The sequence below is a fragment of the Ignavibacteriota bacterium genome (assembly GCA_016716225.1).
GTDB lineage: Bacteria > Bacteroidota > Ignavibacteria > Ignavibacteriales > Melioribacteraceae.
In genome coordinates, this window is the sequence record JADJWT010000001.1 from 1,861,060 (window position 1) to 1,873,408 (window position 12,349).

The 12,349-nt window shown below is 28.0% G+C and carries 10 protein-coding genes; 8 read left to right on the top strand and 2 right to left on the bottom strand.

Annotation, left to right across the window (positions count from 1 at the left end):
- The first annotated feature begins 3 nt into the window (after positions 1-3).
- From bamD to IPM32_08070, 6 genes are read left to right on the top strand one after another with little or no spacing between them, the layout of a single operon-like run.
- Positions 4-756 carry an outer membrane protein assembly factor BamD gene (gene bamD, locus IPM32_08045; GenBank protein MBK8945208.1) on the top strand — a complete coding sequence of 251 codons (753 nt, stop codon included), beginning with the start codon at positions 4-6 and terminating at the stop codon, positions 754-756.
- On the top strand, positions 749-1,225 hold the full coding sequence (locus tag IPM32_08050) for an acyl-CoA thioesterase (protein ID MBK8945209.1): 477 nt from the start codon (positions 749-751) through the stop codon (positions 1,223-1,225). Before bamD ends, IPM32_08050 begins: the two co-directional genes overlap by 8 nt.
- A complete protein-coding gene (locus tag IPM32_08055; GenBank protein ID MBK8945210.1) occupies positions 1,152-3,251 on the top strand; it encodes a VCBS repeat-containing protein in 2,100 nt (699 codons plus the stop codon). The genes IPM32_08050 and IPM32_08055 overlap by 74 nt, the downstream gene beginning before the upstream one ends.
- Positions 3,251-4,909, top strand: coding sequence for a hypothetical protein (locus IPM32_08060; protein ID MBK8945211.1), 1,659 nt, complete (start codon positions 3,251-3,253; stop codon positions 4,907-4,909). The genes IPM32_08055 and IPM32_08060 overlap by 1 nt, the downstream gene beginning before the upstream one ends.
- Positions 4,910-4,953: 44 nt before the next feature.
- Positions 4,954-5,583 carry an ABC transporter ATP-binding protein gene (locus IPM32_08065; GenBank protein ID MBK8945212.1) on the top strand — a complete coding sequence of 210 codons (630 nt, stop codon included), beginning with the start codon at positions 4,954-4,956 and terminating at the stop codon, positions 5,581-5,583.
- Positions 5,584-5,620: 37 nt separating this feature from the next.
- Positions 5,621-6,280, top strand: a complete 660-nt coding sequence (locus IPM32_08070) for a heme exporter protein CcmB (GenBank protein MBK8945213.1) — start codon at positions 5,621-5,623, stop codon at positions 6,278-6,280.
- Between the two features lie 59 nt (positions 6,281-6,339).
- Here the strand turns inward: IPM32_08070 and IPM32_08075 are convergent, their stop codons facing one another.
- Both IPM32_08075 and IPM32_08080 read right to left on the bottom strand, forming a co-directional pair.
- Positions 6,340-8,457, bottom strand: a complete 2,118-nt coding sequence (locus IPM32_08075) for a hypothetical protein (GenBank protein MBK8945214.1) — start codon at positions 8,455-8,457, stop codon at positions 6,340-6,342.
- Positions 8,458-8,656: 199 nt separating this feature from the next.
- Positions 8,657-10,786, bottom strand: coding sequence for a S46 family peptidase (locus tag IPM32_08080; protein ID MBK8945215.1), 2,130 nt, complete (start codon positions 10,784-10,786; stop codon positions 8,657-8,659).
- 31 nt (positions 10,787-10,817) lie between these two features.
- Between IPM32_08080 and IPM32_08085 the strand changes: the two genes are divergently transcribed.
- Together IPM32_08085 and IPM32_08090 are read left to right on the top strand one after the other, a co-directional pair.
- Complete coding sequence (locus tag IPM32_08085) at positions 10,818-11,423, top strand: DNA-3-methyladenine glycosylase (GenBank protein MBK8945216.1); 606 nt, start codon at positions 10,818-10,820, stop codon at positions 11,421-11,423.
- Between the two features lie 128 nt (positions 11,424-11,551).
- Entirely contained in the window at positions 11,552-12,331 is a 780-nt protein-coding gene (locus IPM32_08090; protein MBK8945217.1) for a DUF3108 domain-containing protein, read from the top strand.
- The last annotated feature ends 18 nt before the right edge of the window (positions 12,332-12,349 follow it).

Consider the following 12,349-nt stretch of genomic DNA (forward strand, 5'->3'; position numbering starts at 1 on the left):
CCAATGAAAAAAAATTTTGTGTTATTTATAGTTTCGATTTTTATATGGAATTGTTCATCTTCTGTTGATACAACTTCTCTTACCAGCGAACAGCATTTGGAATATGCAAGAAAATTATTCCTTGAAGAAGATTATGAAGAAGCAATAAGGGAATTTCAATCAATTTTACTTCAATATACTGGAAGTCAGATTAATGATGATGCACAATATTTCTTAGCATTTTCATACTTTAAGAGAGAACAATATTTATTATCCGCATATGAATTCAGCAAAGTTATAAGAGATACACCGGCAAGTGAATTTGTTCAAGATGCTCAATTTATGCTTGCGGAATCTTATTTTCAATTATCGCCGCATTATCAATTAGAGCAGAGTTATTCTAAAAAAGCAATTGAGGAATTTCAAGCCTTTATTGAATTTTTCCCAACACATCCAAAAGTTGAAGAGGCAGAAAAAAAGATTGCAGAATTATATGCAAAATTTGCAGAAAAAGAATATCATAGCGCAATGATTTATGAAAAAATGGAATATTTTAATGCCGCAATTCAATATTATGAAAATGTAAAAAATACATATTTTGATTCTGAGTTTGCTCCTTTAGCACATTACAAACTTATTAATTTGCTAATTTTGAAAAACAGAAAAGATGAAGCTTTGCGAAATATTGCCGATTATATAAGTAAATATCCCAACGATGATAATATTGATGAATTGAAAGAACTTAATAAGGAACTTGAGAATTCTGTAAATGGCTAAAAAAAAGTTTGTTAAAGATTCAATTATTATGATGACTGAATTGGTTCTACCTCAACATACAAATCAGCTTGGAAATTTGTTGGGCGGACAATTAATGCACTGGATTGATATTTGTGCTGCGTTAGCTGCAAGCAAACATTCAGAAAAAGTTTGTGTTACAGCATCAGTAGATAAAATTGATTTTCATCACCCAATAAAATTAGGTTATGTAGTTACTTTAATTGCATCAGTTAACAGAGCGTTTAATACTTCTATGGAAGTAGGTGTAAAAGTTATAACAGAAAATTTTGTTTTAAGAAAAAATTTGCACACAAATTCTGCTTATCTTACATTTGTTGGTGTAGATAAAAATGGCAAACCCGCTAAAGCATTTGAGATTATTCCGGAAACAGAAGATGAAAAGAGGAGATTTAACGAAGCTCTTCAAAGAAGAAAACAAAGACTTACCGAAAGGAAAAACAATAGTTAAATTATTTTTTTTATTGTTTGTTTCTGCAAATGTTTCCGCACAAACTTTACTTAATAATTTTGGAAATTCGGAAATAATTAAAACTTATCCAGGTTTTATAAAATTTACATTTGTAGATTTTAATAATGATGGAATTGATGATTTAATTCTTTACGGCGGTCAATCTAAAAATTTCGTACTTCACAAAGGTTTGCCGGATTCTACTTTTGCTCCTCCAGAAAAAAAATCTTTCTTTTTTCCAATTGATGATTTCAAGTGGTTAACTTCTACAAAAAAAGGTGAAAATTATTATCTGTTTGTTTCGAGAAATAAAAGATTAGTCGGACTTGTAACATTCACTTCAAATTTTTCTCTAAAATTATTAAGCAAAATAGAGTTTAATTCTTATCCATCTTCTGTAGAAATTATTGATATAAATAATGATTATAACAATGAAGCAATTGTTTTTGGTCCAAATTTTAATGGTATTGAAATTTTGGTTTCAAAAGGTTTCAGATTAACTCAGCAAACTTCAATTGAACAAAATATTTTAAGAGAAATTACACCTTTAGATTTTAATCAAGATGGAAATTCCGATCTTGTGGGAATTGATATTTTAAACAACTCATTAAAATTTTTAGAAAATTATTCAAAATTTAATTTTACAGAAACACGTGAAATTAAATTTACAGAACCGATTTTATCATTTAAAAAAGTTCATTACAATAATGATGATTTTACTGATCTGGCAGTAACTGATGCAAAGGGAATAAAAATTCTTTTGGGTGATTCAGTTTATTCTTTTTCACAAAGTTTAAAATTCAATTTTGATTTTTCGCCGTCAATTTTTGAAATTGAAGATTTTAACAATAATGGATTCAAAGATATTGCAGCCGTAAATATTGATGATAATCAAGCTTATGTAAAACTTAATGATATAACTTACAACATTATAAATTACAATTTTAGCGGAATAACGGATTTAAAATATCTAAAAAATAAATACGTAAATGCAATTCTTCTATTAAGCAGCAAAGGAATTATCAAACAAATTGATACACAAAATAAATGGGGAAATACATTTAAATATTCCGTTGGAGGAATTCCAAATAAAATATTTTATAAGAAATCTGCAAACAATTCTGAAACAAATATTTTTATAACTGATAATGAAAACAATTTTGTAACAAAGTTAGCTTTAAATAAAAACGGATTTTTCGCAAATCAAAATGTGGAAAAATTTGTAAATGATTTTACAAATATATCATGGTCGCCCAAAACTAATTTAACTGCTGCATTTACGGAAAAAGAAAGATTAATAGAAATCCATACCGGTGTTTTAAAATCAAAAACAACAAGTTCACAGCATTTCGTTTATACAATTAATCAAATTGAGCAAGTTTTAATTGATTCATCTAATAATATTTATACACTTCAGAAAGATTCGGATAAATTATATCAACGAAAAATTGAAATTGAGAAAGATCAATATAGGCTAAAGTCAAATAATTTTATTGATGCAGAAGTTATTGATCAAATGATAAATTCTACAAATGATATTTATTATTGGAAATTTTCAAATAAAAATCTCACGTTAAAGAGTTTTAAGAATAATAGTAAGCGAGAATTATTCAATATAAAATTACTTGAAAATGAAAAACCTAAAGTAACGATTATTGATAGATTGAGAAAAAATAATCAAGAATCTGTAATTTCAATTTTACACCAAAAAAGTAACGAGACAATTATTTTTTATGATGGAAAAACAACAAAACATATAAAAACAAAAAATTTACTTTTCGGAAGTTTCCAAATTGATGAAAATAATTTTTGGTTTTCTCAAGATAAAAGGAAAAATTATATTTTATATTTCAAGAAGAAAAATAAAATTCAAAAGTTTAAATTAGATTTTACAACAAGATCAATTAAACTTCTTACTGATTTTGAAACAGAAAATTTAATAGATTTTTGCATTGAAAATTTTAGCGGTAAACTTTATTTAGTTTATACAACGGAAGATAATTGTATAAAATTTCAGAGAATTTAATGTTAAAAAAATTTTTGTTTATAATATTTTTATTTGCTGAATACAGTTTTTCGCAAAATTTGGATTCGCTTTACAATGAATTTATTTTGCAAAATTCACAACAAAATACTTCAGCGCAATTTCAAGTATCCGATGACGAAAATATTAAATGCGGATTTGGTTTAGCCGCTTCAATTAAAACTCAACTAAATGAATTTTCATTAGATAAACAAAGCAAAATTGAAGAAATTTTGCAACGACCAGAAATGCAGAAAAGTATCGTTTCGCCAAAGGGATATTTCAGAATTCACTTTGATACAACCGGCGTAAATATTCCCGGTTATGATATACAAGAATTAGCAATCGCATTTGATTCGGCTTACACATACGAAATTGAATTTTTAGGTTATCCGGCTCCGCCAAAAGACGGAACTTACGGTGGCGATGATAAATATGATGTTTATGTAACAAGTGCTGCCGGCGGTTATGGATCAACAAATTTGGAAGATGAAGTTAGTGAAAATAAATATATAAGTTTTATCAAAATTCATAATTCATTTTCCGGTTCATTTTACACAAAAGGAATTGATGCCGCAAGAGTAACAGCCGCACACGAATTTCATCATGCAATTCAAGTTGGAAATTATATTTATCGAGATTCCGATAGATTTTATTTTGAACTTACGTCAACATCAATGGAAGAATTTGTTTATGATCATGTGAACGATTATTACAATTATATAAAAAGTTATTTCAATAAACCGAACAGAAGATTTACAAGATTTAACGGCGGAAACGACGGTTATGATGTTTCAATTTGGAATATTTTTTTAAGAGAAAAATTTGGTAACGAAATTCCGAATGTTGGTGATCAAATTATAAAAAGAAGCTGGGAATTAATGAGCGAGAAAAACCAAAGAGCAATTATTGCATTGCAAAATTCAATTAGTCAATTTGGTTATTCTTATGCTGATTTATTTAACGAGTTTGGAATTTGGTTATTCTTCACAAATTATAGAACAAAAGAAAATAAATATTTTTCTGAAGCAGAATTTTATCCGCTAATTAAGAAAACCTCTGAGATGGAATTAAATCCAACACAAATGCCGTTTATGCTAAGCTGTGAACCAACTTCGCTAAATTATTTATTGGTAAAAGATAATTCGCAAGGATTACCAGATTCTATTTTTGCAATTTTCAGTAGTTCGGACGTAAACGGAACATTAACCACCGGAAATAATATTGATATTGATTTTAGAATTGATGTAAATTCTTTTAACGGATCTTTCCAAGTTGGAGAAAATTATTTTGCAAAAATTGATGGAAATAATAGTAATTATATAGGTCATAGTTACATTATAAATAGGGAACTTGCTTCAAATTATATGGAAAGAACAAATGTAGATTTTGTTTTCCCGCAGCCTTTTAACTATGATGAATTTTCTAATTTATGTTTCCCAACATATACAGATGAAAGCGGTGAAGCTGAATTATATATTTATTCAACTGATATGAATTTGGTTTTTAATAATTCATCACCGATTTCACTTTCCGGAAAAATGATTGTAACATGGAATGGTTTAGATAAAAATATGAATAAATTAGCAAGCGGTGTTTATATTTACGTTACAAAAGCAAATGGAAAAATCAAAAAAGGAAAATTTGTAATTCTAAATTAATTGATTTAAAATCTTACAAACTCAATTTCACTCAATAAAAATTTATGAGCAATAGTTCTCTTTCATTTCAGAATATATCAAAAACTTTTGGACGAAGATTAATTTTTAAAGAAATTAATTATGAATTTGTTAGTGGAAAAGTTTACGGATTTTCCGGAAGAAACGGTTCGGGTAAATCCACATTGGTTAAAATTGCTTCCGGGCTCATTTCACCAACAAAGGGCAAAGTAATTCATAAAGATTCTGAAAAAGAAATTATTCCGGAAAAACTTCACAACCATATTGGATTTGTTTCACCATATTTGGTTTTATATGATGAATTTAATGCCGAAGAAAATCTTTATCATTTTTCTAAAATCCGCGGGATTAAATTTGATAAAGAAAGAGCAGATTATTTATTGAATGAATTTGAATTACTTCAGCGCAAGAAAGATTTACTAAAAGGTTATTCAAGTGGAATGAAGCAAAGAATGAAATTTATTTTTGCACTTTTACATTCACCCAAAGTTTTATTTTTTGATGAACCAACTTCAAACTTAGATATTTCAGGCAAAGAAAAAGTTTATGAAATTATTGATAATGAAAGTAAAAATAATTTGGTAATAATCGCAAGTAATGAAGAACACGATTTAGCTTTGTGCAATGAAGTTTTGGAAATTGAGAATTTTAAGTAAATGAAGAATCAAGAATCAAGTTTCTAATGTCAATAGAATGAAAATAATTTCGGTACTTAAAAAAGATTGGGAATCTGAACTTAGAACTCGTTATGCAATAAACGCATTAGCGATGTTTATTCTTGTTACAATTAGCGTGATTTTATTTTCAATCGGACAAGAAAAAGTAAGTGTTCATTTAACCGGCGGATTATTTTGGGTAGTAATTTTCTTTTCTGCAATGTCCGGATTATCACGAGCATTTGTTTCCGAGGAAGAAAGAGGAACAACACTAACACTTCAATTAATTGCAGCACCATCCACAATTTATTTTGGCAAATTATTCTTCAATCTCGTTCTTGTTTTTATAATGAACATTGCAATTTTTATACTTTATTATTTGCTCTTCGAATCATTTGTTATTTTAAACTTCTTACTTTTTTTTGTTTCATTATTTTTTGGAAGTATTGGAATTGCAATTTCATCCACAATAATTGCGGCAATAATTTCTAAGGCAAATACTAAGGGAACACTTTATCCGGTTTTATCATTTCCAATTTTATTACCGCTTATTTTAACTCTAATGGAATTAACAAAATTTGCAATGGATGGGGATACAATTGTTCAATCTTACGCAGAATTGATGGTTTTAATTTCTTACGATGTTATAATGATAACTGCCGGATATATGTTGTTTGATTTTATTTGGAAAGATTAATTTTGTAGAGGCGCAAAATCCATTTTTTTATGGATGCGCCTCTACGTGAAATTATACTATTACTTATATCTTATAGTTACTATTAAATCTGCATTTGTTAACGAATAAGAATCTAAAACTTTTAGATAATAATAATTGATATCGGAAGTTTTGTATTCATAAGAATACGACATTTGCGTTATATTTGACGTAACATTTCCGCTAATGCTAAAAGTAACTTGTCCAGAACTTGATGAATATTCTAAAGGAATATTTTTCCCGACCAATACTTCATTTTCGTTTGAACCAAAATCTTGAATTCTAAAATGATGGCTATAAAAACTCTTAATTAATTTCGGATTCTGAATATTATCAAATTCAATTTCTAACTTTCTATCATAATCGGAATCGACATAAGTATGTGTTATTTTATTGCCTTCAATAACCGGGATATTATTAAATTGATTTCCAATAAATCCTGTTTCTTGTATTGTTGAATTAACACCTCCGTCATTTACATTATAAGTTCCGTCAAAATATAACCCGACTGCAGAACCCTCGATTTCTACATTTTTAACTTGCTTAATTTTAATTTCAAATGTTTCTTCCGAAGTACTGGAAAAAGATGAGGATAAATTATTATGAACAACAACAGCAACAAATCTAAATCCTTCATCAGTAATTTTTTTAAAATTATCAATTGTTAGTGAATCAAAACTTTGATTGAGTAAAACACTTTGTGTAGATGAAACTTTAAATAGTAAAAAAGAGAATAATGATTTACCGCTTATTTTGAATGTAATTTGGGACTTTGGATCCAACTGATCAAATCTATTTTCTACCGCAAATACTTTAGCAGATAATTCATTATAATTTTTTTTATATACAGCAATTGTATCTGTTACACCGTTTATAGTAAATTTTTGAGATGAAATAGAAGCTGCAGATAACAATGAGGGATATGAAAATGTTCCGCCATTGTATATTGAAAATTCGAAATATTGCTTTAAAAATGAAGGCCAAATTATGTCTATATCAGAAGAAAGTACTGAGTTTATTGCTTCAAATGGTTTATCACCATCAAAAATATTTTCATAAATTTTAACCAAAATAGATGATCCATTTTTATTCGTAATATATTTTATCAATCCAGCCATTCCGTAACCATATGATTGCGCATCCGAAGTTGATTTTTGTGCTCCGGAAATTATTTCGTATGCATTATCTGCAAAAATTGGCGAAACAAATGTTGAACTGCCGGAAAATAATTTTTCTGACCAAACTGCAACTGCTTCATCAAACCAAAGAGAAGGGCTTGCAAATTTTGCTTTTGAATAACTATTTCTTGAATCGTAAAGAGACTGTACTAGATGGAAAAATTCGTGTCCAGCAGTAACTTTCATATTTTCCGAATCGGAAAGTTTATCCCAATTAAATTCTAAATAACCATAATTATCTCCCCAAACCGAATTATAAGAATAACCATAAACTGAATTATCCAATTTCTTAATGGTAACAGATACCGGCCAATTTGTTCTTCGTGTAAAATCAAAACCTAAATCTTTGATTTTTGTATATGCTGTTTCTAAATAATCACCTAAATCATAAGCATCATTAAGTGCTGATGTTGGATAACTTATTTTGAAATGTTTGTTTGGAGTTACGTATGAATTATAACCCACAATAGCCATAAAATTTACAGAAATTGTTTCATCATTTATTTTTTGAAGTGAATTGAAATCAGCACTTGTTTTAGGAAGTTCGAAAACTAAATTTGTTGTTGTATCAACAGGATTAAATATTTGAAAAGAATTATTAGAAATATTTTGAGAAGTTGAAAATCCTTCATTACCAATGGCCAGCAAACATTTTGAATGCTTAAGCAAGGTAATTTTTATAGAATTATTTAAATATGTTGGCAAACCAGAAATCTTATAAGTTGTAGACATCTGATTTTGTCCGAAAGGTTTTTCCTCATCTGAAGACAATAATTTTAAATTAGAATTTGTTAAAAATGTTCCGGGTGGAATTATAATACTAATTTCGTCTGTTTTTAATTCTCCGCCCTCAGTTCCAATATTTTTTGAAGTAATTTCATTATAATCTGTTTCCTCAATCTTCGGTTCCGTTATATTTTTTTCATCGCTGCAGCTTAACATCAATAATAAAACTAAAATAATTGAGAATAGTTTTTTCATTTTTACCCCTTTTTTAAATTCAATAAATAGATAATTATATCTGTAAGTCTTTTATTAAAAAATAGAAAAAAAATCAAAAATCAAATTATTTTCGAATATTATCGAGATTTTTTTTATGCGATTGAATTTTCGGTAGGTAAGTCAACTGTAGAGACGCAAATCCTTTAGCTGAAGGATGCGTCTCAACATAAATTAAAGTTTAAATTCCCATTTCATCCAATAAATAATCAGCGCCGCCAAGTTTTTGTGTAATAAATAAAACGTATCTGATATCAACCCCAATAGAACGACTATAAGATTCATCCCAAGCAAAATCATTTATTGTTGCTTCATAAGCTCTATCAAAATTTAATCCAATTAATTCGCCGTAAGAGTTCATTATAGGACTTCCAGAATTTCCGCCGGTTGTATCTGTATTGTACAAAATTGCTGCTGGAACATCTTTTAAACCTTCATCGTAAAATTCACCAAAATCTTTTAATTCATATATCGTTTTTAATTTATCCGGGATTGCATATTCACTTCCTAAATAACTTTTTTCGATTACTCCGGATAATGTTGTAAAAGGTGACATATAAACTGCATCTGCCGGAGAGTAACCTTTTACATATCCATAAGTTAAACGTAAAGTTGAATTTGCGTCCGGAATAAAATTAGATTTTTCCCACAATTTTTTTACTTCATAAAGTTCTGCGGCAAGTTTAGAATTTTTATTGTTAATCATTTCATATTTTTTATCAATTTCATCGAATTCAATTTCTAAATTTCTAACTAAAGAAATAAATTTATCGTCAAATTCATCCGGAGATTTTATTAGAATTTCATCAATATAATTTTCGTTAAACATTTTTGAGTTCATCAAATTATTTTCTACAAATTCATTTAAATTATTTATGCTTTCCAGAGATTGAATTTTATTCTCAAATTTTTCCGCATCAGTAAACATTTTGATAAGTAAGGATTTTTCAAATTGCGAATTGTATTCATTTAAAATCTCTCTAATTTGTTTTTTACTCTTTTCAATATTTTCATCTTTATAATTTTCATTTCTTTCGTTTTCCGGTTTATTCTTTTCATCGTTATATTCAATAATTTTATCTGCAATCCTATATCCGTTTGAAAATCTTTTAATTACGTTAAACCATAAATTTTTATCTGCTATTGAAAATAATTCATCATAATTATTTTTAAATTCGATTAATAAATTTCCGTATTTGCTTTTTAATTCTTCATTCGAATTTATAAAGTCCAATAATTCTTTTTCTTCATTTTGCTTTTTTTCAACAAGTTCTATTCGTTTTAATCCTTTCAATTTTCCTTTAAAATTTTTCATTGTATTTGCCAAACGCTTAATTGTTGATGCAAATTTTAATTGAAGTTCAATATCATCTTTACCAATTTTTTCCAATTCTTCAATCATCCATTCATATGTATTTGAAATAATAGGCAAATTATAATTTTGTTGATATTGTAAAAAGTACGAAGGCATATGTCGGTATGTTGTTCCCGGATAACCAAGAATGAAAACAAAATCATTTTCTTCAACTCCGTTAGGATTTATTTTAAGAAATTTCTTTGGCATAAACGGAATATTATTTTCTGAAAATTCCGCGGCACTTCCATCCGGAGCAACATAAGCACGCATAAACGTAAAATCGCCGGTGTGTCTTGGCCAAACCCAATTATCTGTTTCGCCGCCAAACTCACCGATTGATCTCGGTGGAGCATAAACCAAACGAACATCTTTTATAATTCTATATTTGAAAAGAACATAAGTTTTTCCTTTAAACATTTCTGAAACTTCTCCAACAATTGAATTGGATTTATCTTCTGCAGAATCTGCAAGTTCTTTTATTTTGGTTTCAATAATTTTTGTTCGTTCTGTTAAATCTTCAATTCCAATTACGGAGTTTAAAATTATATCAGAAACATCTTGGTAAGATTCTGTAATTCTCACTGTTGTGCCTTTTGCTGGAATTTCTTCCAATTTTGTTTTAGCTAAAAATCCGTTTTCTAAATAATTATTTTCCGGTGAACTTGCTTTGCTTATTGCACCAAATGCACAATGGTGATTTGTTAAAATTAATCCTTCTTTTGAAATAAATGAACCAGAACATCCGCCAACTTTTACCAAAGCATCAATCAAGCTTATTCCGTTTGGATTGTAAACTTCAAGCGGATCAATTTTTAATCCGGCTTTCACCAAATCAATTTTATGAATTTCACTTAACGGAAACATTCCTTCTTCCGGAACGGGAGTAAACATTCCGGTTAAAAATAAAAACAAAAATGAAATTAGTAAGACAGTTGAATATTTTTTAGTTTTCATTGTAATCCGATTTTTTATTCAAAACATAATTATGAATCAAAAGTTAAAAAAAGTTTTTTACAAAAGAGACGTTCTAATTGTTGCAAAAGAATTATTAGGAAAAATTTTTGTTTTTAATGATAAAAGAATCGGTAAAAAACTTTCGGCTAAAATTGTGGAAGTTGAAGCTTATGACGGTAACATTGACGAAGCTGCTCATACATTTATTGGTAAAACGGAACGCAATAAAATAATGTTTGAAGAAGGCGGGTTTCTGTATGTTTATTTCACTTATGGAAAACACTTTTGTGCAAATATTGTAACCGGTGAAAAAAATCATGGAACGGCAATTTTAATTAGAGCAATGGAACCGATTGATGAAATTGAAACTTTTTCAAAAAATAGATTTGGCAAAAATAATTTAAGTGTAACTGAAAAAATTCATTTATTAAACGGTCCGGGGAAAATTTGTAAAGCTTTTAATATTACGAAAGATCAATATGGAATTGACTTAACCAACGATGAAATTTATTTATTAGATTCTGCAAAAATTTTAGAAAACCAAATTGTTACAACAAAAAGAATTGGAATAAAAAAATCGAAAGATTTAATGTGGAGATTTTACATAAAAGACAATAAATATATCTCAAAAATGTGAATAAATGATTTACAATTCAATCAAATTTCTATTCTTTCGAAAATGAATTATAAATTAAAATTTGTAAGTGAAACTTTGAACATTTTTTATTGTATGATAATTAACATTTTCCGAAACTGGAGAAAATTTTGAAAAATAAATCGTTAATAATTTTATTCATAATTTTTAGTTTATCAAGTTTAATTGCTCAAAAAAAAGAATTTAGAGAACTTGAAAATAATGCATTTTCTGTTGGTGAAAGATTAACTTTTGATGTTAAATACGGATTTGTTACAGCCGGTGTTGCCGTTATGGAAATTCCATCCATAAAAAAAATTGCAAAACGCGATGTTTATCATGTAAGATTTAATGTAAATTCTGTTGAAAGTTTTGATTCGTTTTTTAAAGTCCGCGATCGTTATGAAACTTATCTTGATGTAAAAGGATTATTTCCTTGGAGATTTGAACAGCATATTCGTGAAGGAAATTTTTCAAGAGATTTTTCCGCATTTTTTGATCAAAGAAAAAATTCTGCAAAAACAAGTAAAGGAACTTATGAAATTCCGGATTATGTGAATGACATAGTTTCTGCTTTTTATCTCGCACGAACTTTTGATTTTAAATCTTTAAAAGAGGGCGAAAGTTTTCATTTGGAAAATTTTTTCAAAGATAAAGTTTATCCGCTTGATGTTGTTTATCGTGGCAAAGAAAAGGTAAAAGTTGATGCCGGAACTTTTAATTGTATTATGATTGAACCGTTAGTTGTTGAAGGCGGTTTATTCAAAAATGAAGGAAGCATTATTGTTTGGCTTACGGATGATGATGTAAAAATGCCGGTAAAAGTAAAGTCCAAAATTCTAATTGGTTCAATTGATGCTGAACTTACAAGTTACGAAGGAATAAAACCAAAATTGGCTTCGTCAAAATAATTCTGCAATTTAAATATT